The sequence below is a fragment of the Vibrio sp. B1ASS3 genome (genome assembly GCF_905175355.1).
Classification (GTDB): domain Bacteria; phylum Pseudomonadota; class Gammaproteobacteria; order Enterobacterales; family Vibrionaceae; genus Vibrio; species Vibrio owensii.
The window spans coordinates 2,045,964-2,070,929 of the sequence record NZ_HG992742.1 but is presented as its reverse complement, the minus strand read 5'-3'; the positions used below and the strand labels follow the sequence as shown (position 1 = coordinate 2,070,929).

At 44.9% G+C, this 24,966-nt stretch carries 26 protein-coding genes; 10 read left to right on the top strand and 16 right to left on the bottom strand.

What is annotated here, in order from left to right:
• Positions 1-6 precede the first annotated feature (6 nt).
• Genes KJB05_RS09575 through KJB05_RS09560 form a run of 4 tightly spaced genes read left to right on the top strand, consistent with a single transcriptional unit; the run spans position 7 to position 4,948 of the window.
• Complete coding sequence (locus KJB05_RS09575; RefSeq protein ID WP_033006499.1) at positions 7-2,862, top strand: formate dehydrogenase subunit alpha; 2,856 nt, start codon at positions 7-9, stop codon at positions 2,860-2,862.
• Positions 2,863-2,873: 11 nt separating this feature from the next.
• Positions 2,874-3,482 (top strand): formate dehydrogenase FDH3 subunit beta, encoded by a 609-nt coding sequence (fdh3B, locus tag KJB05_RS09570; RefSeq protein ID WP_005427693.1) that lies wholly within the window; start codon positions 2,874-2,876, stop codon positions 3,480-3,482.
• Between the two features lie 13 nt (positions 3,483-3,495).
• The gene (locus KJB05_RS09565) at positions 3,496-4,548 is read left to right on the top strand and encodes a formate dehydrogenase subunit gamma (protein WP_009706095.1); all 1,053 of its coding nucleotides are present in this window, start codon (positions 3,496-3,498) and stop codon (positions 4,546-4,548) included.
• Positions 4,532-4,948, top strand: a complete 417-nt coding sequence (locus tag KJB05_RS09560) for a membrane protein (protein ID WP_045389662.1) — start codon at positions 4,532-4,534, stop codon at positions 4,946-4,948. Before KJB05_RS09565 ends, KJB05_RS09560 begins: the two co-directional genes overlap by 17 nt.
• Before the next feature lie 102 nt (positions 4,949-5,050).
• On the opposite strand, the gene KJB05_RS09555 is transcribed toward KJB05_RS09560, so the two are convergent.
• A complete protein-coding gene (locus tag KJB05_RS09555; RefSeq protein WP_009706097.1) occupies positions 5,051-5,233 on the bottom strand; it encodes a hypothetical protein in 183 nt (60 codons plus the stop codon).
• Between the two features lie 120 nt (positions 5,234-5,353).
• On the opposite strand from KJB05_RS09555, the gene cobB reads away from it, so the two are divergent.
• The gene (gene cobB / locus KJB05_RS09550; protein WP_208444067.1) at positions 5,354-6,085 is read left to right on the top strand and encodes a Sir2 family NAD+-dependent deacetylase; all 732 of its coding nucleotides are present in this window, start codon (positions 5,354-5,356) and stop codon (positions 6,083-6,085) included.
• 196 nt (positions 6,086-6,281) lie between these two features.
• On the opposite strand, the gene KJB05_RS09545 is transcribed toward cobB, so the two are convergent.
• From KJB05_RS09545 to potA, 5 genes are all read right to left on the bottom strand, one after another.
• Positions 6,282-7,319, bottom strand: coding sequence for an extracellular solute-binding protein (locus KJB05_RS09545; RefSeq protein ID WP_005528441.1), 1,038 nt, complete (start codon positions 7,317-7,319; stop codon positions 6,282-6,284).
• A 251-nt stretch (positions 7,320-7,570) separates the two neighbouring features.
• Complete coding sequence (locus tag KJB05_RS09540; RefSeq protein WP_009706099.1) at positions 7,571-8,602, bottom strand: extracellular solute-binding protein; 1,032 nt, start codon at positions 8,600-8,602, stop codon at positions 7,571-7,573.
• 102 nt (positions 8,603-8,704) lie between these two features.
• Positions 8,705-9,475: a spermidine/putrescine ABC transporter permease PotC gene (gene potC / locus KJB05_RS09535; protein WP_005389180.1), complete on the bottom strand. Its 771-nt coding sequence runs from the start codon at positions 9,473-9,475 to the stop codon at positions 8,705-8,707.
• Positions 9,475-10,335, bottom strand: a complete 861-nt coding sequence (gene potB, locus KJB05_RS09530) for a spermidine/putrescine ABC transporter permease PotB (protein WP_005441590.1) — start codon at positions 10,333-10,335, stop codon at positions 9,475-9,477. Before potB ends, potC begins: the two co-directional genes overlap by 1 nt.
• A complete protein-coding gene (gene potA / locus KJB05_RS09525) occupies positions 10,316-11,431 on the bottom strand; it encodes a spermidine/putrescine ABC transporter ATP-binding protein PotA (RefSeq protein ID WP_009706100.1) in 1,116 nt (371 codons plus the stop codon). The genes potB and potA overlap by 20 nt, the downstream gene beginning before the upstream one ends.
• Positions 11,432-11,832: 401 nt before the next feature.
• On the opposite strand from potA, the gene KJB05_RS09520 reads away from it, so the two are divergent.
• From KJB05_RS09520 to ttcA, 4 genes are all read left to right on the top strand, one after another.
• Positions 11,833-12,630: a hypothetical protein gene (locus KJB05_RS09520; protein WP_005441595.1), complete on the top strand. Its 798-nt coding sequence runs from the start codon at positions 11,833-11,835 to the stop codon at positions 12,628-12,630.
• Positions 12,623-13,459, top strand: coding sequence for a glucosaminidase domain-containing protein (locus tag KJB05_RS09515; RefSeq protein WP_208444066.1), 837 nt, complete (start codon positions 12,623-12,625; stop codon positions 13,457-13,459). Before KJB05_RS09520 ends, KJB05_RS09515 begins: the two co-directional genes overlap by 8 nt.
• A 17-nt stretch (positions 13,460-13,476) precedes the next feature.
• Positions 13,477-14,139 carry a DUF2987 domain-containing protein gene (locus KJB05_RS09510; protein ID WP_005441599.1) on the top strand — a complete coding sequence of 221 codons (663 nt, stop codon included), beginning with the start codon at positions 13,477-13,479 and terminating at the stop codon, positions 14,137-14,139.
• A 198-nt stretch (positions 14,140-14,337) separates the two neighbouring features.
• Entirely contained in the window at positions 14,338-15,231 is an 894-nt protein-coding gene (gene ttcA, locus KJB05_RS09505) for a tRNA 2-thiocytidine(32) synthetase TtcA (protein WP_005441601.1), read from the top strand.
• 125 nt (positions 15,232-15,356) lie between these two features.
• Here the strand turns inward: ttcA and uspE are convergent, their stop codons facing one another.
• The 10 genes from uspE to ccoN all read right to left on the bottom strand — a co-directional run bounded on the left by uspE (position 15,357) and on the right by ccoN (position 24,343).
• Positions 15,357-16,304 (bottom strand): universal stress protein UspE, encoded by a 948-nt coding sequence (gene uspE / locus KJB05_RS09500; RefSeq protein WP_005441604.1) that lies wholly within the window; start codon positions 16,302-16,304, stop codon positions 15,357-15,359.
• 181 nt (positions 16,305-16,485) lie between these two features.
• Positions 16,486-17,232, bottom strand: coding sequence for an FNR family transcription factor (locus KJB05_RS09495; protein WP_005429849.1), 747 nt, complete (start codon positions 17,230-17,232; stop codon positions 16,486-16,488).
• A 90-nt stretch (positions 17,233-17,322) separates the two neighbouring features.
• Positions 17,323-18,000 (bottom strand): sulfite exporter TauE/SafE family protein, encoded by a 678-nt coding sequence (locus tag KJB05_RS09490; protein ID WP_208444065.1) that lies wholly within the window; start codon positions 17,998-18,000, stop codon positions 17,323-17,325.
• A 9-nt stretch (positions 18,001-18,009) separates the two neighbouring features.
• Positions 18,010-18,174 carry a cbb3-type cytochrome oxidase assembly protein CcoS gene (gene ccoS / locus KJB05_RS09485; RefSeq protein WP_005429857.1) on the bottom strand — a complete coding sequence of 55 codons (165 nt, stop codon included), beginning with the start codon at positions 18,172-18,174 and terminating at the stop codon, positions 18,010-18,012.
• A 14-nt stretch (positions 18,175-18,188) separates the two neighbouring features.
• Positions 18,189-20,552: a heavy metal translocating P-type ATPase metal-binding domain-containing protein gene (locus KJB05_RS09480; RefSeq protein ID WP_208444064.1), complete on the bottom strand. Its 2,364-nt coding sequence runs from the start codon at positions 20,550-20,552 to the stop codon at positions 18,189-18,191.
• A gap of 4 nt (positions 20,553-20,556) precedes the next feature.
• Positions 20,557-21,033, bottom strand: coding sequence for a FixH family protein (locus KJB05_RS09475; RefSeq protein ID WP_009706107.1), 477 nt, complete (start codon positions 21,031-21,033; stop codon positions 20,557-20,559).
• A gap of 89 nt (positions 21,034-21,122) precedes the next feature.
• A complete protein-coding gene (gene ccoP, locus KJB05_RS09470) occupies positions 21,123-22,097 on the bottom strand; it encodes a cytochrome-c oxidase, cbb3-type subunit III (RefSeq protein ID WP_208444063.1) in 975 nt (324 codons plus the stop codon).
• A complete protein-coding gene (locus KJB05_RS09465; protein WP_208444062.1) occupies positions 22,097-22,273 on the bottom strand; it encodes a CcoQ/FixQ family Cbb3-type cytochrome c oxidase assembly chaperone in 177 nt (58 codons plus the stop codon). Before KJB05_RS09465 ends, ccoP begins: the two co-directional genes overlap by 1 nt.
• Before the next feature lie 9 nt (positions 22,274-22,282).
• Positions 22,283-22,903, bottom strand: coding sequence for a cytochrome-c oxidase, cbb3-type subunit II (gene ccoO / locus KJB05_RS09460; protein ID WP_005441610.1), 621 nt, complete (start codon positions 22,901-22,903; stop codon positions 22,283-22,285).
• Positions 22,904-22,915: 12 nt separating this feature from the next.
• A complete protein-coding gene (ccoN, locus tag KJB05_RS09455) occupies positions 22,916-24,343 on the bottom strand; it encodes a cytochrome-c oxidase, cbb3-type subunit I (RefSeq protein ID WP_009706109.1) in 1,428 nt (475 codons plus the stop codon).
• 256 nt (positions 24,344-24,599) lie between these two features.
• Here ccoN and KJB05_RS09450 point away from each other — a divergent pair, with 256 nt between their 5' ends.
• Positions 24,600-24,956 (top strand): hypothetical protein, encoded by a 357-nt coding sequence (locus KJB05_RS09450; RefSeq protein ID WP_039840888.1) that lies wholly within the window; start codon positions 24,600-24,602, stop codon positions 24,954-24,956.
• Positions 24,957-24,966 lie beyond the last annotated feature (10 nt).

Sequence of the window (24,966 nt, the reverse complement as noted above, 5' to 3'; positions counted from 1 at the left end):
TAACGGATGAAACTTGTCAAACGCTCCGACAGTGTGAGCAAAGAAACCAATCAGCTTGGCGTTTCTCGCCGTGCATTCATGAAAAACACCTCGCTTGCTGCTGGTGGTGCGGTTGTAGGCGCAAGTCTTTTTGCACCGGGCATGATGAAGAAAGCACAAGCTAAATCGGTGGATCCAGAAGCGAAAACAGAAGTAAAACGTACCATCTGTTCTCACTGTTCTGTAGGTTGTGGTATCTACGCTGAAGTTCAAAACGGCGTATGGACAGGTCAAGAGCCTGCATTCGACCACCCATTCAACGCTGGTGGACACTGTGCAAAAGGTGCAGCATTGCGCGAACACGGTCACGGTGAGCGTCGTCTGAAATACCCAATGAAGCTTGAAAACGGTAAGTGGAAGAAGCTTTCTTGGGATCAAGCGATCGAAGAAATCGGTAACAAGGTGATGGACATCCGCAAAGAGTCGGGTCCAGATTCCGTTTACTGGTTGGGTAGTGCGAAGCACAACAACGAACAAGCGTACATGTTCCGTAAGATGGCGTCGCTTTGGGGTACCAACAACGTTGACCACCAAGCGCGTATCTGTCACTCAACAACCGTAGCAGGTGTAGCAAACACTTGGGGTTACGGTGCGATGACCAACTCTTTCAATGACATGCACAACTGTAAGTCAATGCTGTTCATTGGTTCAAACCCTGCAGAAGCGCACCCTGTTGCGATGCAGCACATCTTGATCGCGAAAGAGAAGAACAACTGTAAGATCGTTGTTGCGGATCCTCGTCGTACTCGTACAGCAGCAAAATCGGATCACTACGTATCGCTACGTCCGGGTTCTGACGTTGCGTTCATTTGGGGCGTGCTATGGCATGTCTTCGCGAACAACTGGGAAGACAAAGAGTTCATCCGTCAACGTGTATTTGGTATGGATGAAATCCGTGCAGAAGTGGCTAAGTGGACACCAGCAGAAGTTGAGCGCGTAACTGGCGTTCCTGAGTCTGAAGTTTACCAAACAGCGAAACTGCTTTCTGAAAACCGTCCGGGTTGTATCGTGTGGTGTATGGGTGGTACTCAGCATACTACTGGTAACAACAACACGCGTGCTTACTGTGTACTTGAGCTTGCGCTAGGTAACATCGGTAAATCAGGCGGCGGTGCAAACATCTTCCGTGGCCACGATAACGTACAGGGCGCAACTGACCTTGGCGTACTATCTGACACGCTACCAGGCTACTACGGCTTGTCTGAAGGTTCTTGGCGTCACTGGTCGAAAGTGTGGGAAATCGATTACGAATGGATCAAAGGTCGTTTCGATGACAACGCTTACGGTGGTCAAAAACCAATGAACAGTGCAGGTATCCCTGTATCTCGTTGGGTGGATGGTGTTCTTGAAAACAAAGACAACATTCGTCAACGTGAAAACATCCGCGCCATGTTCTACTGGGGTCACGCAGTAAACTCTCAGACTCGTGGTCCTGAGATGAAGAAAGCGATGCAGAAGTTGGATATGATGGTTATTGTTGACCCATACCCAACAGTTGCAGCGGTAATGAACGATCGTACTGACGGCGTTTACCTGCTTCCTGCAACGACTCAGTTTGAAACGCACGGCAGTGTGACAGCATCTAACCGCTCACTTCAGTGGCGTGATCAGGTTATCGAGCCATTGTTCGAATCTAAACCTGACCACGAAATCATGTACCTACTAACTAAGAAGCTAGGTTATGAAGATCTGCTGTTCAAAAATGTACGCGTAGAGAACAACCAGCCAGTGATCGAAGACATCACTCGCGAATTCAACAAAGGCATGTGGACCATCGGTTACACAGGTCAAAGCCCAGAGCGTCTGAAAGCGCACCAACAAAACTGGCACACATTCCACAAGACATCTCTGGAAGCAGAGGGTGGTCCTGTGAATGGTGAGACTTACGGTCTACCTTGGCCATGTTGGGGCACGCCAGAGATGAAACACCCAGGCACACACATTCTGTACGATACGTCTAAGACGGTCGCAGAAGGTGGCGGTAACTTCCGTACGCGCTTCGGTGTTGAATTCGAAGGCCAAAGCCTACTTGCTGAAGACAGCTACTCAAAAGGCTGTGAAATCAAAGACGGTTACCCAGAGTTCTCTGACAAGCTAATCAAGCAGCTTGGTTGGTGGGACGACCTAACGGCTGAAGAAAAAGCAGCAGCGGAAGGTAAAAACTGGAAAACTGACCTGTCTGGCGGTATCCAACGCGTAGCAATCAAGCACGGTTGTATCCCGTTTGGTAACGCAAAAGCGCGCGCGATTGTTTGGACATTCCCAGACCGCGTACCGCTACACCGTGAGCCGCTATACACGCCTCGTCGTGACCTTGTAACGGATTACCCAACTTGGGACGACAAAGAAGCAATCTTCCGTGTACCAACGCTTTACAAGTCTATCCAGAAAGAAGACAAGTCTGGCGAATACCCAATCATCCTGACTTCTGGTCGCTTGGTTGAGTACGAAGGTGGTGGTGAAGAAACACGTTCAAACCCATGGCTCGCTGAACTTCAACAAGAGATGTTCGTTGAAGTGAACCCGAAAGACGCAAACGATCTTGGCTTCAAAGATGGCGATGATGTTTGGGTTGAAGGTGCAGAAAAAGGCCGCATCAAGGTTAAAGCGATGGTCACTCGTCGTGTTAAACCGGGTCTGGCGTTCATTCCGTTCCATTTCGGCGGTAAGTTCGAAGGTGAAGACCTACGTCCTAAGTACCCAGAAGGTACGGATCCTTATGTTGTTGGTGAAGCAGCCAACACGGCAACCACTTACGGTTACGACCCTGTTACTTTGATGCAGGAAACTAAAGTAACCCTATGTAACATTCGTAAAGCGTAAGGAGTCTGACAATGGCACGAATGAAATTCCTATGTGACACCAAACGCTGTATTGAGTGTAACGGCTGTGTTACTGCATGTAAGAACGAAAACGATGATGCACTTGAGTGGGGTATTCAACGTCGTCGCGTGGTAACACTGAACGACGGTGAACCAGGTGAAAACTCAATCTCTGTTGCTTGTATGCACTGTACAGATGCGCCTTGTATGGCAGTTTGTCCAGCTGACTGTTTTGAGCACACAGAAGACGGCATCGTTCTTCACAACAAAGATCTTTGTATCGGTTGTGGTTACTGTCTGTTCGCTTGTCCATTCGGTGCGCCTCAGTTCCCGAAACAAGCGTCATTCGGTGAGCGTGGCAAAATGGACAAATGTACTTTCTGTGCAGGTGGTCCAAACACAGAACCAGGTTCTCTAGAAGAGCGTGAGAAGTACGGCGCGAACCGTATTGCTGAAGGTAAGCTACCTATGTGTGCGTCACTATGTTCAACAAAAGCACTGCTAGCGGGTGATGCAGAGAAAGTTTCTGACATCTTCCGTCAACGTGTGGTTGAGCGCGGTGCGAAAAACGCAGGTTGGACAGACGGTAACGATCTTTCTTACGACGCAACCAAAAGCTAAGTAGGAGAGACACATGTTAAATACTCTTAAACGTGCGTCTCTTGTAATGCTGTCAATGATGACAGCATTACTGCTGACCTTCGCGATGCCAGCGTCTGCGCAAGAAGACACATCTCCAGTGGTCCAACAGGAGATGACGCAACTTGCGGGTGCAGACTTCTGGCGTCAGGTCAAAGAGGGGCAAGAAGGTTATACCACGTCGAAATCAGCGGAACACGGTGTGCTGATCAGTACTCCGGGTGAGACTTGGTACATTCTTAAAGAGAAATGGATGTCTCCTGCGGGTGCTGTCGCGATTTTCGGCAGTATCGCAATGGTTATCATGGCTTACGTATTCGTTGGTCCTCTGATGCTAAGCAAGCCACGTACTGGCAAGAAGATGAAACGCTGGTCTCGACTAGACCGCGCACTACACTGGAGCATGGCGTTTACCTTCTTAACGCTGGCGTTCAGTGGTTTGATGCTGGTTTACGGTAAGCACTTCTTGAAGCCGTACGTACCAACTGAGTTCTGGGGCTTCATCGTTATGTTGGCGAAGCAGTACCATAACTACATGGGTCCGCTGTTCTTCATCTTGCTGATGTTTGTTCTACTGAAATGGTGGCGCAAATCTATCCCTAACATGACAGACATCCGTTGGTTCATGAAAATGGGTGGCATGGTTGGTAAGCATAAAGGTACGCACCCATCGGCTGGTTTCTCGAACGGTGGTGAAAAGGCGATCTACTGGTTGTTGATCTTCTTCGGTGCTATCGCTGCAGTGAGTGGCTTAATTCTGGATTTCCCAATTTTCGGCCAAACTCGTCGCGATATGGAATTGTCTAACCTTGTTCACGCCATTTCGGCACTGATTCTTATCTGTGGCTTTATCTTCCACATCTACATCGGTCTATTCGGTATGGAAGGCGCGTTAGAAGGTATGGTGACTGGTGAAGTTGACGAAACATGGGCGAAAGAACACCACGATCTTTGGTATGAAGAAGTGAAATCCAAAGAAGCGATGGGCGAAACAGATACGGCAAACACGGAACCAAAAGGAGCGAAAGCGAATGAACAAACCTCATAACGGGATTTGGGTTGCGTACATCCTGAGTTGTTTGACCCCGTTTACGTTTTTGATCTCAGGCGTTATCGCAATCATTTACGCTGGGTACCGTTTGGATAAAGGCGAAGACAGCGACGTAGTGAACTCACATTACTACGGCTTGATTCGTACTTTCTTCCTATACCTAACGTTCTTTGTTGTACTTATCGTTACGGTAGCAACATCAAACGGTGTGTTGATTGGTGTGAGTGATTATTGGATGCATAGTACGTTGTTAGACTCTGTTGCGTACTTTATCCCTTGGATTGGTATGCTGTTCGCCGCGTTGGCGATTTTAGTGTGGTTCCTACGTATGTACCAAGGTATGAACCAACTGCGCAACAATATGCCGCACAGACCGTCTACAGGTCCAAACCTGTAAGTCTATGGCGTTGCGGAAAAATCAAAAAAACAGCCTGTAAAAATGCAAAACCCTCGACACAGTTCGAGGGTTTTTTATATCGTCTTTACAAGAAATACTGACCTAGCAGTTTCCTTTTTTAGCTTGTCCCGGCGGACAGAAATCACCACCATGAACTGGGTGGTCATTATCTTTGTCATTGGTGCTCACTTTGACTTTTACGTCATCGAATTCACCCTCAACATTTGTAAGCTGACACCCTGCTAAAGTACCCAATAATATAAGGACAAGAGATACACGTCTCATTGCTTTGCCTCTCAATTTATCATTCTAATTAGGGCCACTACGACCATGGTCTAATCCATATTACTACTGTTGTTATTCGTTCAGTGTTAAGCTAATGAAAAAGAACAACAAGGATAGGTTATGGATTTCCCTTATAGAAATATTGTAGTACTTACTGGCGCAGGCATCTCGGCTGAGTCTGGTATTCAAACATTTCGAGCTCAAGATGGTCTCTGGGAGAATCACCGCATTGAGGACGTCGCAACACCAGAAGGGTTTGCGCGCGATCCCGATCTTGTTCAATCGTTCTATAATCAACGTCGTAAAAAGCTACAAGGCGAAGATATCAAGCCTAATGCTGCTCATATCGCGCTAGGGCGCTTAGAGGAGCAGTTGGAAGGTAAAGTGACTATCATCACTCAAAACATCGATAATCTGCACGAGAGAGGTGGTAGCGCCAATATTATTCACATGCACGGTGAATTGCTTAAAGCGCGTTGTAGTGAATCCAATCAAGTCATCGAGCATTCAGAAGATATTGAAACTGGCGAGTTGTGCCATTGCTGCCAAATTCCAGCTCAAATGCGTCCACACATTGTTTGGTTTGGTGAAATGCCACTACGTATGGGTGAGATATACGCGGCATTGGAAGAAGCAGACTTGTTTATTTCTATTGGTACATCTGGCGTGGTATATCCAGCCGCAGGCTTTGTACATGACGCGAAGATGCACGGCGCACATACGATTGAAATCAACTTGGAGCCAAGTGCCGTCGAGAGTGAGTTTGAAGAGAAGCGTTACGGTAAAGCAAGCATCGAAGTACCGAAGCTTGTTGACGAGATTCTTGCTCTGGAAAACGAAACTAGCGCTTAAACAAGTTGGTAGAGTATCCATATAAGAAAGGCATCGAAGTGATTCGATGCTTTTTTGTATTTTGGTGCTTTGTATTTTGAAACTTTGTATTCTGGCCCTCTGTAATTTGAACGTTGTAGCTTGAGATACAAACAGCGACCTTCAGATACAAGAAAAGCGACCGAAGCCGCTTTTCTTAACTATTTCGACAGACTGATTAGTTGTCTACTTTTAGTTTTTGGAAGTACTCATCGTAAAGCACGCTAGCTTCACCAACTTCGTCTTGCCATGTACCGCTGTCCATCACTTCTTGTGGTGGGAAGATGCTTGGATCGTTAGCAAATTCTTTCGGTAGTAGATCGTGAGCTGTTTTCACTGGAGTAGGGTAACCAATCTCTAGCGCAATCTTAGCTGCGTTCTCAGGACGTAGTAGGAAGTCGATCATCTTATGAGCAGCATCAACGTTCTTAGCACCTGCTGGAATTGCTAGGCTGTCCATCCAGAAGATAGTGCCTTTTTCTGGCCAGATGATGTCGATGTTCGCGCCTTCTTGACGAGCCATGTAAGCAGAACCGTTCCAAAGCATACCAAGTGATACTTCACCTGCTAAGTACGGGTTCGCTGGGAAATCTGAGTTGAATACCAATACGTTTGGCATTAGCTTTTTCAGTTCTTCGTAAGCCGCTTTGATCTCGTCTGGGTTAGTCGTGTTTGGTGAGTAACCAAGCTTAGTCAATGCAATGTGGAATACTTCGCGAGAATCATCCATCAGCATTAGTTGACCTTCCCACTTGCTATCCCAGAAATCGTCCCATTTAGAAACCGATGACTTGTCTAGCATGTCAGCATTGATACCGATACCGGTCGCACCCCAAATGTATGGGATAGAGTAGTTGTTGTTCGGGTCGAACGGCTTGTTCAGGAAGTTAGTGTCTAGATCAGCAAAGTGAGACAGTTTCTCTTTGTCGATCTTTTGCAGCATGCCTTCTTTACGCATTTTAGATACGAAATAGGTAGACGGTACTACCAAGTCGTAACCAGAACCTTGAGTTTTCAACTTCGCGTACATGCTTTCGTTAGACTCGTACGTAGAGTAGATAACTTTGATGCCGGTTTCTTTTGTAAAGTCTTCAAGAACTTCGTTTGGAATGTATTCCGACCAGTTGTAGAAATACAGTTCTTGATCAGCAGCCATTGCAGGGGTAGCGATTAGCGTCGCCGCACACAGTGCGCTTGCGTAGAATTTACTTTTCATTTTATTTCCGTTTTGTTCAGCAACAGGACAAATCAATACTAGTAACAAATACTGGTTTGAGCCAAATTGCGATAAGCACAATCCTGTTTATTTGAGCGACGAAAACCAACATTACGACCAAAATAGGCAGTAATGCTTGAACTCGAGTCAAATAAACCTAGCAACATACAATTATATCAGTCAATTACAAAAATAGGCAGCGTATTGCTGCCTATTTTCATTTAGTAGATGGCTTATTAAGCAAGATCAGATTATTGACCCGCTTTTAGCTTCAGGAAGTAGTCTTCGTACTTCACTGTCATGTCGCCAACAGAGTCTTGCCATTCAACGCGGTCAAGGTCTTCTTGAGAAGGGAACAGTGGTGCAACGTCTTTGAATTTAGCGTTAGATTCTGCAACCGCCGTTAGGTAACCCGTATCCGCTGAGATTTGCTCTGCGATTTCTGGACGTAGTAGGAAGTCGATCATCTTGTGAGCTGCTTCTACGTTCTTCGCGCCAGAAGAGATTGCGAAGTTATCAACCCAACCGATACCGCCTTCTTTAGGGAATACAAGTTTCAGGTTCATGCCTTCGTTTTGAGCAGCTGCTGCGCTACCGTTCCAAAGCATACCAACGCCAACTTCGCCAGACATGTATGGTGCGCCTGGGTTGTCAGAGTTAAATACTAGAACGTTTGGCATTAGCTTTTGTAGCTCTGCGTACGCTTCGTCGATTTGTTTTGGATCCGTAGAGTTACCTGAGTAACCCAGTTTGCGTAGTGCAATATGGAACACTTCACGAGTGTCGTCCATCAGCATTACTTGACCTTCAAGTTCAGGCTTCCATAGGTCAGCCCAGCTTTGGAAGTCGTTTGGATCGTACATGTCTGCGTTAACCGCTAGACCTGTAATCGCAACAACGTGTGGAATAGAGTAGTCGTTATTTGGATCGTAAGGCTTGTCTAGGTAGTTTTTATCTAGGTTGCCGAAGTTTTTCAGCTTAGTCTTGTCGATCTTTTGTAGCATGCCTTCGTCACGCATCTTCGCTACGAAGTACGTTGAAGGTACTACTAGATCATAACCTTGGTTATGAGTTTTTAGCTTTGCATACAAAGTTTCATTCGACTCGTAAGTCGAGTAGATCACTTTGATGCCAGTTTCTTTAGTAAATTGCTCTAGGATATTACTGTTGATGTAAGGACCCCAGTTCATAAATACTAATTCTTTATCATCCGCTGCCGCTGTACCAGAGAACAGAGAAAGCGCACATGCACTACCAGCTAATAGAGTAGCCCATTTTTTCATTGACGTTAGCTCCAAACCAAACGTTGTCCAATTTTGGACGATAGATAGAAAAACAGAATGGCATGTAACCATTCTGTTTCGTGATGTTAACGGGTGCGGATTCTACTTCACTTTTTCTCTTGCTAGCAACTGAGAAATTACTACCAAGACCAAAGAAACAATCAACATCACCGTTGCTAGGGCGTTCACTTCCGGTGAAATGCCCACCTTAACCATTGAGTAAATCTTCAATGGCAAGATTTCGTAAGTTGGACCTGTTACAAACGAGCTGATAATTACATCGTCCAGAGACAGGGTAAAGCTCAGTAGCCAACCTGCAGCAACCGCTGGTTTAGCAAGAGGAAGGATGATCTGTTTCAAGATAACCCATTCGCTTGCACCAAGGTCTTTTGCAGCTTCCAACATTTTCACATCAAAGCCATTTAAGCGGCTGTACACTGTTACCACAACGAACGGTAGACAGAAGGTGATGTGAGCAATCAATAGAGTAAAGAAGCCAAGCTGTGCGCCCAATACAAGGAACAGAGCAAGTAATGAAATCGCCATTACAATATCTGGAGACATCATTACGACAAATAGCATGCCGTTTACCGCGCCTTTACCTTTAAACGAGTAACGGAATAGGGCAACAGCCGTCAAACTACCAATAATGGTTGCTGCTGTCGCTGAGAATACCGCTACGTTCAATGAATGCCATGCAGCCTGCATTAGGCTGTCGTTATTTACTAAAGTTTCATACCATTTCGTGGTGAAACCGCCCCATTTCATACCAAATTTGTTGGCATTAAATGAGTTAACAATTAAGACGATGATTGGCAGATACAAAAATGCATATACCAGCGCCATAAAGCTAAATCTAACTGTGCGTCCCATTAGTCTAGCTCCACTTTCTTATTCAATAGTTTGCCTGCTCTATAGTAAGCGTAAAGCATCACAGCCATTGCGAAGGTGAGGGCGATACTGGTCGCAGCACCAAATGGCCAGTCACGAGCGTTCAATACTTGGCTCTTAATTACGTTACCGATCAGTAGGTTCTTCGCACCGCCAAGAAGGTCAGAGATGTAGAACATACCTAGTGCAGGTAACAGAACCAACAAACAGCCACCGATAATGCCAGGCATTGTCAGAGGTAGAATAACGCGTGTAATGGTTTGAAACTTGTTCGCACCAAGGTCTTTTGCTGCCTCGATGTATGTGTTGTCTAACTTCTCGATCGCTGAGTAAAGCGGCAAAATCATAAATGGAAGTAAGATGTACACAAGACCAATCATTACTGCTGTTTCGGTATACATTAAACGCATCGGCTTATCGATGATTTCCATCGCCATCAAAGACTTGTTCAAAATGCCTTGAGTACCTAGAACAATCTTCAGACCGTAAGTACGGATAAGAGAGTTAGTCCAGAACGGTACAATCACCAAGAACAACATGAACGGACGCCATTTTTCAGGCATTTTCGCTACGATGTAAGCAAATGGATAACCAATCACCAAACACAACAAGGTAGCGATGATCGCCATGTAGAAAGAGTGCATCAGCACCTTTGCGTACAAGGGATCGAGTAGGCGAAGATAGTTGTCGAATGTAAACGTTAATTCAATGAGGTTCGCTTCATCACGCGTCAAGAAACTTGTACCGATAATCATTAGGTTTGGTACTAACACAAACAGTGTTAACCAACCAACGATTAGGGTAATGATCGCGTTCTGAAGATTAAGCTTCTTGCTTATCATTTAGTACTACCTCCCAGCTCTCAACCCAAGTAATAGCGACTTTCTGGCCGAGAGAGTGGTCCACATCTGGATCATCTTCGTTAAAGAATTCGCTTACCATCACGCGCATGCCTGAATCCAACTGGATAACAGAATCAAGCGTCATACCTTTATAGGTACGCTCGGTTACGTGACCTACGATGCCTTTTTCTTCAGACTCTTTGATCTCTTCGATTCGTAAGTCTTCTGGGCGAAGTAGTACTTGTAGTTTGTCACCGGCTTGTGCTTCTTGATCGTAGTAAACAACAGATTCAACACCTTCAATCTCTGCACGAATACGTTTCTCGTCGATACGATCTAGCATGGTTGCGTTGAATACGTTGATCTCACCGATAAAGCGAGCAACAAATAGGTTCTTAGGTTCTTCGTAGATCTCACGTGGAGAGCCATCTTGTTCGATAACACCGTCGCGCATAACAATAATACGGTCAGACATCGATAGGGCTTCTTCCTGATCGTGCGTAACGAAGATAAAGGTAATACCAAGTTGACGCTGAAGCTGTTTAAGCTCGATTTGCATTTGCTTACGTAGTTTGTAATCAAGTGCAGATAGAGATTCATCTAGCAACAGTACCTTTGGCTTGTTCACAACCGCACGCGCAATGGCGATACGTTGTTGCTGACCACCAGAAAGTTGGTGAGGCTTACGCTGTGCCATTTTTTCTAGGCGAACCATGCGTAGCGCATCCATTACTCGTGGCTCGATCTCTGCAGCAGGTGTTTTCTGCATGCGAAGACCAAAAGCAACGTTTTCAAATACGGTCATATGAGGGAAGAGTGCGTAACTCTGAAATACCGTGTTGACATGCCTTTGCTCTGCAGGAACCTGTGTTACATCTTGGTCATCTAATACGATTTGACCGTTATCTGCCGTCTCAAAGCCCGCGATCATGCGTAAAACTGTTGTTTTACCACAACCAGAAGGACCAAGAATCGTCAGAAACTCACCATGATTAACATCCAGATTTAAATTACCGATGATTTCCTTGCCATCGAAACTTTTGCTGATACCAGATAGACGAACTACTGGCTTTCCTGCTTGCTGTTTAGCGTTCAACGTCTGTATTTCTCCCACGTTCAAATTGGGTTTCGACCAATTGATGTGACATTAGTCATTCACTTTTGAGGCGCGCATCATAATCACCAAAATTGTGAAATCAAAGCATTTTCTTATCTTGAAACAGAAAAAATTTTGCAGGCAAAAGTAAACATTCCTTACCATACTGTTTTTATGGGGGTATTCAATTTTCCGCTATACATAAGCAAGGCATTAATTTCTTCAGCAAATGTTTTCAATTTCATGGATTTGCGAGTGGTTAATTATCGACCAAATAGCAGATTTTGCAAGTATTGAGGCCGACTTATGATTTTAGACGTGGAAAGATTTCTTTATAATGACGCCCTTATTAATTAACTGGTTTTCCAGAAAAAATCTTACAAGTTAGCCTTGGATTAAATATGAACAACGATTTTGAGAAAGATTTCAATCTTGGAGGGAGTGTAGAGCGAGCTCTTTCTGGCAAGTATGAACTAAAAGCAGCAGCCGTTTTTAGTGAAGCTTGGCGCACCACCATTCAACAGTTTTTGTCCTTCTCACCAGCGATTATTCTTTTGCTTTTCGTACAGTTGGGTATCTTCTATATCGCACTGCAACTTCAACTGGGTGATCCAGGCGTAATCCTTGATGCTATTCAAGACCCAGAATCTTTCACCACTGACATCGTTTCCGCTATTTATGTGGCTAACTTTAGTTACGAAGTGATCAGCGCGCCGATTTATGCTGGTATTAGCTTAATGGCGATGAGCCACGTTGCTGGGTTACGAACCAAGATCCGTCATGTGGGCAAAGGCCTTCAGTTTACGGTACCAGTGATTCTAGCAACGCTGTTTAGCTTGATGATGCAGGGTGTAGCGGGAATGATTTTCCCATTGCTGTCTCTGTATCTTTCTTTAGCGTTTAGTCATTCTATCTTATTGATTTGTGAGAAAAGAGTGCCGCCAATGCAGTCACTTCTTTTGTCACTTCGTGCAATCAACAAGAAGCTTTTTGTCGTCGCAGGGCTTTACTTAGGCGTGATGTTGATGTTTATTGTTGCTGCAATGTTCTACGGAATTGGCTTGATCTTCGTGCTACCGTTCTTCTTCCATTTGAAGGGAATCCTGTACCGCGAAATGTTTGGTATCAAGTTAAAGATCGTAGCGACACAGCAAAATGATAACGATCACGATGGTAACTCTCAGGTGTTTGATGCCTAAATCTTTAAAATCAATGAGTTTACGAGTGGCGGCTATCACAATAGCCGCCACTTTTGTTTCTGTAGGACCATATTTGCACTACGATCGCGAATATCGCAATGCGATTGACTCGCAGGTAGTGCACGGCCCGGTAACACACCCAGACTTGTCAAACCTCCCTTATATTGGTGACATTCCTGATTTCAACTCGATTAAGGACACGAAAGTTAAGAAGACAGCGTTCTTCGACTTCCTTCGACCGAAAATAGCGTTAGAAAATCAACGAATCGAGAAAGAGCGAGCATTCCTAACGTCTTTAAAAATCGGTGAGGTGAGCGCTGAGCAAACCTCTTACGCTGAACGTTTGGCTTCGCTTTACTCTTACCCATTGCAAGAAGGCACGGTGACACAAGTTTGGCTAGATGAAATGTTCAAGCGTGTCAACGTGTTACCGGAGGCGCTGGTGTTAACCCAAGCCGCCAATGAATCTGCGTGGGGAACCTCTCGTTTTGCCACTCAAGCAAACAACTTGTTTGGTCAATGGTGTTATAAGAAGGGCTGCGGAATTGTCCCGGCACATCGTGGGGCAGGAAAAACGCATGAAGTAGAAAAATTCGACACAGTACAAGAGTCGGTGCACGGCTACTTTATGAATGTGAATCGCAACCGTGCTTACGCTGATTTACGCGACATTCGCGCTAACTTAGCAGGGAAACACAAGGATTTGTTATCTGTGGCGACGGCATCGGAGCTAACTCATGGTTTGCTCGCGTATTCCGAACGTGGCATCGCTTACGTTAATGACTTACGTGCGATGATTCGTCACAATAACGCTTACTGGACACAATAGAAGAAATAACGGATCGGATGAAGAAGTTAAGCCTAAGTTTACTAGGCAGTGCGGTACTGGTCTTAGCATCGCCTGCAACTCACGCGCAAGAATACATGTTTACGTATTCTAAGCTCTACACACAATTGAAGAACAATGCGAAAGAAGGACATGACGACGTTAAAGTCGGTGTCTTTTTTGTCGATGCGGATACCAAGCAACTGTGTGAGATAGAAAAAGCATGGATGGAAAAAGAAGAGCATTACGAAGAGTTTGTGATTCCGGCTTCTAAAGAACTACCTATTCCGATCGACAAGAACTTGAAGTCTGCGAACCCACTTGTCTTCGTCCAAACGCCGAAAGACACACGATGTGATTACTCTTTAGTTGTGATGACCAAAGAGCCATTACAGGGTAACGTATCTTACGAACAACTTACGCCTTTGATGCCCCAAATGCAGGCGTTACTTGAAGATCTAGGCGGTATGTTTGCAGGTTGGTTCACTCCAGAGGTACAAGGTGTGACTATGGAATTTGCAGATAACTTGAATGACACTATCACATTCTCCGATGGCACAGAAAAAGCCATTGTGAATGGTAAAGTTCAGGTGGCTTTGAGTGACATTGGGGTAGGAGGTCATATGACTTTGCCTCAGCCAACGACTCGTGTCCTACCTTATCTGCCAAACGCGAAAAAGTAATCGTGATTTGATGTTTGAAGAGCTGCAATTGCGGCTCTTTTCTATTTTTATCGCCCATCGCGCTGTTTTAGAGTGCATTTATTGACGACTCGGTCACACAAACATTTAATCCTGCGTAAAAAGCTCGTATAATCCACGCCCCATAGAAACCCATGTTAGGAAGCCCTAGTCGATTTATCGGCGATGTGAGAGCCCGCAATGAACCAAGTAGATACAAGAAAAGAAACCCTAGAATTCAACAAGCTTCAGAAGCGTCTAAGAAGAAATGTTGGAAATGCCATTACTGATTACAACATGATCGAAGAAGGCGATGTTGTGATGGCATGTATTAGTGGTGGTAAAGATTCATTTGCGATGCTTGATATCCTGTTGAATCTACAAAAGGCTGCACCAATCAAGTTTGAAGTGGTTGCGGTTAACCTTGACCAGAAACAGCCTGGTTTCCCTGAGCACATTCTTCCAGATTACTTTGAAACACTGAACATTCCTTACTACATCGTAGACAAGGACACTTACTCAGTGGTTAAAGAAAAAGTGCCAGAAGGCAAAACGACTTGCGGCCTATGCTCGCGTCTTCGCCGTGGTACGCTTTACTCTTTCGCTGAGAAGATCGGAGCGACCAAACTAGCACTTGGTCACCACATGGACGACATTGTTGAGACTATGTTCTTGAACATGTTCCATGGCTCACGCCTTAAAGCGATGCCGCCAAAGCTTCGTTCAGACGATGGCCGTAACGTTGTAATTCGTCCGTTGACTTACTGTCGTGAGAAAGACCTGATCAAATACGCAGAGCACAAAGAGTTCCCAATCATTCCTTGTAACCTGTGTGGCTCTCAAGAGAACCTTCAACGTCAATCGATTAAAGCAATGTTGATCGATTGGGACAAGAAAACACCTGGTCGCGTAGAAGCTATCTTCAAGTCGATCCAGAACGTTAGTCCAAGCCAGCTTGCTGACCGTGAATTGTTTGACTTTGAAAACCTTCCACTGGACCGTGAAGGAAATCGCGAAGAATACGAATTCAGTGAAGCTGTAGTTTCTTCGACAAACATCGACGAATCAATGTTTATAGATGTAACCAACATCTAATTCGAAAAGAGGAGGCTAAATTAGCCTCCTTTTTAATTTGCGTGCTTAGGGCCGTGAACAGAATAAAAAAATCCCCCAACAATTGGGGGATTTTCATTTCTATATTATTTCAAAAACAAGCGCTGTTATGTCGCTGTATTCGGATCGAGCGGACTGATGTAACCGTTTGGTTTTAATGCCAGTACGTCGCAATTGATTTTATCAATCACATGCTCCGCTGTGTTACCAATAAACACCGCAGAAAGCCCCGTACGACCAGTCGTGCCAAGAATAACCATTGCTGCATTTAGCTTTTCTGCCGTTGCAGGGATAATGTCTTCTGGTAGACCTTGTTCAACGATTGTTTGCTCTTCATCCAAACCGTGCTTTTGGCGAAGTGCTTTCATTGCGGTTAGGTGATGTCCGCGAACTGCATCTGTGTAAGTCGTTGGGTCAAACTCAGGCAATTCAATCGTAATATTCGCCGGAGTAACCGGATAGGCATTAACGAGATACGGTTCAGCATCGAGACGATTGGTGATTTCTTTAAGGCGCTCGACCATTGAATCGTTCAAATCAATGTGCGTTGGGTTTTCCGAACCAACATGAACAGACGCCAGAATCTTCGCGTGCTCTGGCCAATCGGAGTTCTTAATTAGAAGCACAGGGATAGGGCATTTACGCAACAAATGCCAATCTGTAGGAGTGAAAATGACGGATTCTAGAACATCGTGTTTACGCGTTCCCTTAATAACGATGTCGTGACCGCCAGCAAAGACTTCAGCAATGATCGCTTCATAAGGGCGATTATGCCAAACAACACAAACATCAAAGTCGAAGCTATCGTCTAAATACGGTTGGGCTATCTTACGCATCCATTGTTCACGTTGGTGGATAACACCGCGACGCATAGCATCTCTTTCATCGACCGACAGCATTGAGGTCATGTCATACGAAAAATCGTAGATTGACAGAAAGAAAGTGATTCGGCTTCTGGATACACTTTTTCGAGCGAGTTGAACTGCTCTTGCAAGTGCTGGCTGCTCATCATTATTGATGTCAGCAACAACAAGGATCTTACTGTATATACTCATATCTAAGCCCACTTATTATTGTAAAACCAAATACCGAATATAAGGTAAATCAGTATATTGGAGTACACAAGGTACATTTTTACTGTAGCTCAGTTTGAGGAAGAATTTGAGGACTTTCGAAGGGATTTTAGAAGAAATATGATGTAGCTCATTTTCGAGCTACATCAATTGATAGGGCAAATTAGTCTTTGCTGACGCCTGCAAGTTCCATCAATGCATCATGGTCTAAGATGGTGATGTACTTACCTTTTACGCTCAGAATCTCAGATTTCTGGAAGCGGCCAAGTAGGCGACTGATGGTCTCAACCGTCAAACCAAGGTAGTTACCGATGTCACCACGAGTCATGGTTAAACGGAATTCTCTTGGGCTAAAGCCACGTTGAGAGAAACGTGTCGATAGGTTGTATAGGAAAGCCGCAAGACGCTCTTCAGCATTCTTTTTAGAAAGCAGAAGGATCATCTCTTGGTCGCCTTTAATTTCGTTACTCATCAGACGCATGATCTGTTGGCGAAGTTTAGGCATTTTTCCTGATAGGTCATCAAGGATTTCGTAAGGAATCTCACACACCATTGATGTTTCAAGTGCTTGAGCAAAGCTAGGGTGTAGATCGCCTGTGATTGCGTCAAAACCTACAAGGTCACCCGCTAAGTGAAACGCAGTGATTTGCTCATCGCCTTGTTCTGTAATGGTGTAGCTCTTGATAGTACCAGAGCGGATAGCGTACAGAGATTTTAGTTCATCACCTGCTTTAAAAAGCTCTTGGCCTTTTTGGATTGGCTTTTTACGCTCGATGATTTGATCCAACTGATCCAGTTCAGACTCGTTAAGAGTAAACGGAATACACAGTTGGCTAATGCTACAATCTTGGCAATGAATCGCGCAACCACCTGATTGGATACGCTTTGTTGCAGGTTTTTCAGAAATCATAACAACCTTTCACTATTTGATATACATCAATATTTTATCACTGCTTACTTCTAAAGGGTAGCAAAAAAATTATCGAAAACGACTTTCATATTATATGAAACCAAGCATTCGCATAGCTCCGGCGGCAGTATACACGCCATAACTTATGAGGATTAATGCTGAGATGTTTCTAAATATTAACGACTTTTGCAGTTTCTGAAAATGAGTGGCACCGTATCCGATCGCGAGCATTGAGGGCAGAGTACCCAAGCCAAACGCCAACATGATTAATCCACCGTTCAATGCGCTCCCTGAAACAGCAGACCATGTGAGTGCTGAGTAAACTAAGCCACATGGTAGCCATCCCCAAATGAAACCAAATGGGAACGCATGCGTCGGATGTTTTAGCGGCAACAGGCGCTTGCCTGCAGGGGAGATAAACTTCCAGATATACTGACCTGCTTTTTCAACAACAAGCAGTCCTTGCCACCATTTGGCAATGTAGAGCGCAACTAAGATCATGAAAATTGCCGCGACAAATCGAAGCCAAGCGAGAGATTGGGTTAAACCGCTCAATTCTGAAAGGCCTGATATGGCACCACCAACAATAGTGCCAATCAAAGCGTAGCTGGAAAGCCTGCCAAAGTTATAGAAAAGAGGAATAGAAAAAGATGGTTTGTTGTTCGGTGCACCCATGGAGAGTAACGAGGCAATTCCGCCACACATTCCCATACAATGACCGGCCCCAACGAGACCGATCATGAACGCGCCAATAAAATCTGGACTCATAGAGTAACGCTATTGTTTTTTGTTATTTGGTTTTTCGTCTTCATCAAGAAGAATGTTGTGACCTTGTCGCTCTAGATCTTCGAACTGATCACTACGAACGGCCCAAAGGAAGATGGCAACGGCGACACAGACCAATACAATGGCGATAGGGATTAATATGTAAAGACTTTCCATGTTTGATCTCTCACTTACTTCTCTTTAAGCAATCGCAACGAATTGGATACAACAATAATAGAGCTTGCTGACATACCCACTACAGCAACGTACGGAGCGACCAAGCCTGCAACTGCTAGTGGCAAAATTAGCAGGTTGTAGCCCAAAGACCAAGCCAAGTTTTCTCTGATTATTTTTCTTGTACGTATTGCAAGCAATCTAGCCTCTAAAAGCTTCTCTAAGTTGTCACCAAGCAGTGTCATATCTGCAGAAGCTTTAGCGACATCCGTACCACCGCCCATCGCCACGGATAGGTGAGCTCCAGCTAGCGTTGGTGCATCATTGATACCATCACCAACCATCATGGTGATGTCGTTTTTATCTAGCCCTTTAAGATACGCGAGTTTGTCTTCTGGTTTTGCCGATGCGATCACATGGTCAATACCCATTTCATTCGCAACAGGCTGCGCATTTTGCAGTGAGTCGCCTGTCAACAAGGTTGTTTTGATACCGGCGTCTGCAAAGCGTTGAATGAATGCTTTACTCTCTTTACGAATAGGGTCGCGGTAATAGAAGGTCGCAACGTGCTCTTCGGCTACAGAAAGATATACAGCGTTACTCTCATCTCGGTTTTCACCAACTACGAAGGTGGCACTACCAATTTTTACCGCCTTGTTGTTCCATACACCTTGAATACCAGAACCAATGATGTTTTGAACATCGCTCACGGTAACGTTTTCTTGACCAAACCCTGAGAATGCGCGAGCAATCGGGTGGTTTGCGTGTGCTTCAAGTGCCGATGCAATCGCAAGTGCTTCAGTTTCATTGAAGTCAGCGAAGGTCTGGGTTTGACTAATTTCTATGTCCCCTTTAGTCAGGGTGCCTGTCTTATCCACGACAAGATGATTAATCTTACATAGCGTTTCGAATACATGTCCTTTACGCAGCAAAATACCAAAGTTACCCATACGAGAAGTAGCACAAGTTAGCGCGGTTGGAGTTGCCAAGGATAGGGCACATGGACAAGTGGCTACCAAGACAGACAGCATAATCCAGAACGCATCATCAGGTTTAGTCTGATGCCAGTAGAACCAAGTGCCTGCCGAAATGATTAATATCGCGCCTACGAAATAACGTGCCACGACGTCAGCGATTTCAGCAATTTTAGGCTTGGAGTGCTGGGCTTCATCTTGAAGACGAACAATGTTAGAAATCATTGAGTCTGCTTTCGAGTTCGTAACTTCTAACTCAAACGACTCCTCGCCATTCAATGTGCCAGCGTAAACCGCATCTCCGGCTTTCTTAACCACGTGAACCGACTCACCGGTAAGCATCGACTCGTCGATATGGATGCGGCCAGAAATCACTTTGCCATCGGCAGGAATGTGCTCGCCAGGAAGAACACGGATACGATCACCAATCTTCAACGTTTTCACTGGGATTTGTTCACCATCTAACGTCGTGGCAATCGCAGGGATGAGTTTAAGGAGATTACCACTCGCTGCCGCCGCTTTACGACGAGCTCGCATTTCTAAGAATCGGCCAACCAACAAGAAAAAGGTAAACATCGAGATAGATTCAAAGAAAACTTCGCCTTGTTCAGTCACTGTTGCAACTAAGCTCGCCACATAAGCGAAGATCAATGCAATAGAGACTGGAACATCCATCCCAAGGGTTCGGCCTCTAATGCTTCGCCATGCATTGAGATAAAAAGGAAGCGCGGAATAGAGGAGCACAGGGGTTGCAAAAATTAAGCTCACCCAGCGGAAATAGTTTTTAAACTCGGGCTCTAGATCGCCAAAGACTTCCAAATACAGCGCGACTGCAAGCATCATTACTTGCATGGTTGCAAGACCTGCGATACCCAAACGATAGAGGTACTGCTTCATCGTATGGTGGTAAGCTGCTTCTTGTTTATCTGCTTCAAAAGGGGCGGCTTTGTAACCGAGTTTGTGAATGACAGACAGCAGTTCACTAAGTCGAACTTGAGTTTTATCCCAAGCGAGTAGAGCGCGGTTGGTCGTGGTGTTAACACGAATGGAAACCAAGCCTTTAACACCCGACACTTGTTTTTCAATCAACCAAGCACAAGCGGCGCACGAGACCCCCTCCAATGAGAGCGTGACTTCAGAGGTGTTCTCATGGTTACGAACAAACTCTGACTGAACGTCCTCGTTGTCATAATGGATAAGGGCTTGGAGTTGCTCAGGAACTAGATCCGCCTTTTCTGCTGGTGCAGTTCGGTATTGGTAATAGGAGACAAGACCACTATCGACAATCGTTTGAGCCACGGTTTCGCAGCCCGGACAACACATGTCGCGAATTTCACCCAATATTTCTACTTTGAAATCCGTGTTGGCTGGTACATCTTCACCACAGTGATAACAGGATTTACACATAGACTTACTTCATCAAAGTTGTTGGTTGTGCTGGGAACTCGACTCGACCTTGAATCATCCATTCTTTGTTATGTGGTTCAAGTTCGACAAACCAAGGGCCTTGAATGGAACTTTCAGGCGTTAAACGGTAATTACCAGTCGCATCAGCTGTAAGAAGCTTAGTAAAATCACGATCTGGTAGAGTGCGGTGTGTAAACGTTGCAGTTAGTGCAGGGAAGTGTGGAAGTTCTCCTTTGTTGAAGGAGATAACCACTGTGTTGTCATCTGACGAAACGGTAGCGTTAAGACCAAGGTCTCGAGCGACATTCATTTTACTGATGTCGATGTTGATACCTTTGCCTTTTTTATAGTAATCCTCGGCGACCAAAGAAACAGAGTTGTTGGCGAATACGACCACTGTAACGATTGTCCATACCACAACGGTTAAAGGCAGGATGATCAGGAACCACGGCCAAAATTGTTTATACCAAGGCTTTACCATAAAAAAGTTCTCAACAGCTAAATGAAAAAATGTAAGGCTTTAAATTTAAAGGAAAGACAGCCCCTATGAAAGGGGCTGTTATTGAAATGTTACTTATTGTCAGAGTTGCTTAAATTCCAGACGTATGCCGCGACAAGTTGAACTTTGTCTTCGCCTAGAATGTCCTTCCAAGCTGGCATCACACCAGAGCGACCGTTCATAACTGTTTCTGTTACTGCAGCGCGTGAATCGCCGAATAACCAGTCTTGGTCAGTTAGGTCAGGTGCGCCCACAGCAGGGTTACCTTTACCATCCGTGCCGTGACAAGCTGCACACACGACAAAGCGAGCTTTACCAGCTTCTGCTTCACGTGCATTCACCTTACGACCAGACAGGCTTAGCGTGTAGCTTACAACTTCTTGAACACCTTGTTCGCCAAGTGCATCTTTCCACGCTGGCATCTGACCGATACGGCCTTGCATGATAGTAGTCACGATAGCCGCTGGCTCACCGCCATATAACCATGCGTCGTCAGTTAGGTTAGGGAAACCTGTCTGACCACGAGCATCAGAACCGTGACATTGCGAACAGTTCTGTAGGAACAAACGCTGACCAACTTTAATCGCTTCAGGGTCTTGCGCAATCTCAGGGATAGGGCGTAGACCATCTGCGTTGTGAGCAAGTGCGCGGAATGCTTCACCGAAGTAAGCATCAGCATCATCAAGCTCTTTAGCGTATTGGTTAAGTTGTTTGTTTTCTTGTGCTCGTGCGATGGCTTCTTTTGATTCTTCCAACGTACGTACGGTTTGATCTGAACTCTGCCAGTTAAGGACACCTTTAAAGCTGCCTAGACCTGGAAATAAGGTCAGATATACAGCTGCAAACACAAATGTGCTCACAAATAAGTATGTCCACCATTTAGGTAGAGGATTGTTAAGCTCGCGAATACCATCGTACTCGTGGCCCATGTCTTCCCCTTCCTCGACGCCCATTTTATCTTTTGCGCACCAAGTTAGGAGAATCGCACAGCCTACCAGCGTACCGACAGTAATCACGATAATCCAGAGACTCCAGAATGTAGTCATTACTTCTTCACTCCTTGGTTATTTAGGGTCGTTTTTTGCTCTTCGTCGGCAAACACCAAGTTAGCATCTTCCTCGAAGCGTGCTTTGCGCTTCTTACCAAATGCCCACCAAACGATGCCTATAAAACTCGCGAAGAGTACAACGGTATAAATACTATGAATTGTACCGAAATCCATGTGACCCCCTTACTTCATTGCATGACCAAGAGACTGAAGGTAAGCGATGATTGCATCCATCTCTGTTTTACCTTCTACTTCTTTAGCCGCATTCGCGATTTGTTCATCCGTGTACGGAACACCAAACTGGTTGCGGAAGATTTCTAGTTTCTTCTGCGTTAGTTTGCCGTCTAGTACATTCTCTTCAAGCCAAGGGAAACCAGGCATGTTTGATTCAGGTACTAGCTCACGTGGATCAATAAGGTGAACACGATGCCATTCGTCAGAGTAACGTCCGCCTACACGAGCCAAATCTGGACCAGTACGCTTAGAACCCCATAGGAATGGGTGTTCCCAAACGCTTTCACCAGCAACAGAGTAGTGACCGTAGCGCTCTGTTTCAGAGCGGAAAGGACGAATCATCTGACTGTGACAAACGTTACAACCTTCACGGATGTAGATGTCACGACCTTCCATTTCCAGAGGAGTATAAGCACGTAGGTTTTCTACAGGCTCCGTCGTTTGCTTCTGGAAAATCAGAGGAGTGATTTCTACAAGCGCACCCCAACTGATTGCAAAGACGATGAAAATTGCCAACAAACCGACATTACGTTCTAGGATTTCGTGGCGATTATTCGAATTATTACTCATTCTTTAATCTCCTTATGCCGGTTGAGGGATAGCTTTTAGGCTTTCTTTAGGTGCAGTTACCGTCTTGTACGTGTTGTATGCCATTAAGAACATACCGAATAGGAAGATGAAACCACCTAGGAAACGTACGAAGTAGAACGGGTAAGATGCTTCTACAGATTCAACAAAGCTGTAAGTTAGTGTGCCGTCAGAGTTAACTGCGCGCCACATTAGACCTTGCATTACACCAGAGATCCACATTGCTACGATGTAAAGAACAGTACCAATAGTCGCCAACCAGAAGTGAACGTTGATTAGACTTACAGAGTACATGCGCTCTTGACCGAATAGACGTGGAACAAGGTGGTATACAGAACCAATTGAAACCATTGCAACCCAACCTAATGCACCGGAGTGAACGTGACCAATGGTCCAGTCTGTGTAGTGCGATAGCGCGTTTACAGTCTTGATTGACATCATTGGACCTTCGAAAGTAGACATACCGTAGAAAGACAATGAAACAATTAGGAAACGTAGGATAGGGTCGTAGCGAAGCTTATGCCATGCGCCAGACAGCGTCATAATACCGTTGATCATGCCACCCCAAGATGGAGCGAATAGAACCAAAGACATCACCATACCTAGAGACTGAGTCCAGTCTGGTAGTGCTGTGTAATGCAGGTGGTGAGGGCCAGCCCAAATGTATAGAGAGATCAGTGCCCAAAAGTGAACGATAGATAAACGGTAAGAGTAAACAGGACGTTCAGCTTGTTTAGGGACAAAGTAGTACATCATACCTAGGAAACCAGCGGTCAGTAGGAAACCTACCGCATTGTGTCCATACCACCATTGAACCATCGCATCCACTGCACCAGAGTAAATCGAGTAAGATTTACCAAGTGACACAGGGATAGCCATGCTGTTCACGATGTGAAGTACTGCTACTGTGAGGATAAAGGCACCGAAGAACCAGTTAGCTACGTAGATGTGAGAGGTATTACGTTTGACCAATGTTCCGAAGAACACGACCGCGTAAGACACCCATACAATCGCGATTGCGATATCAATAGGCCATTCTAGCTCAGCATATTCCTTACCAGAGGTTAAACCTAGAGGTAGGGTGATTGCTGCGGCTAAGATGATTGCTTGCCAACCCCAGAAGGTGAAGGCAACGAGTGGGCCACCAAAAAGACGAGTTTGACAGGTGCGCTGAACAACATAATAAGATGTCGCGAACAGGGCACTGGTACCAAACGCAAAAATTACCGCATTAGTATGCAATGGACGTAAACGACTGTACGTCAACCACGGCGTATCAAAGTTTAGCTGTGGCCAAACTAACTGAGCGGCAATCAAAACACCAACAGCCATACCAACTATGCCCCATAAAATGGTCACAAGGGTAAATTGGCGAACGACTGTATAGTTGTAGTTTTGTTCAAGCTGCTTTACTTGGCTCATTTGCATGCTTCCAATTTCTAATTAACTACACTTTACTTCCAACACGACTTGCGTCGTAACACCACCCAAGTAAACTCTAGAATTCAAGTGTTATCATCACTTTATTTCCATTGCTGACTTTAATAAAAAGTGGCATTTTCAGCGTGACACTATACTTGAATTAACAATTCAATGACAGAGTAGTAACCTTACAAGGCCTCTGGAAATCATTTTTTATTTAAAAAGTTTGAAGTTTGTAACAAGGATATTAGGAATTATGGCTGCACAAAAGTTAACAAAGGCAAGACTTGCACAAATCTTAATCATGCTCAGTCTTTTAATCGGTGCCTTTTTCTGGCGCACCTTTACTTATGAGCAAGATAGAGAGGTCGATTGTTCACAAAAACAGCGATGTGATGTAACAATTGGGGTAGCAAAGATCACTATAAACAAGGCTTCAGAAGGATTTTCGATTGAAAGCTCGGAAACTGATAGTGTAAAAATTGATCTAAATCAATCTGGCAATTTTATTAACTTGGATGATAAATATAAGGAGATTGATTGGAGCGCTATTTCTGAGACAAAAGCAATTAATCTCAAAATAAACGAAAATATTGTCCGAGTTCATTTATAAATCAGATCTG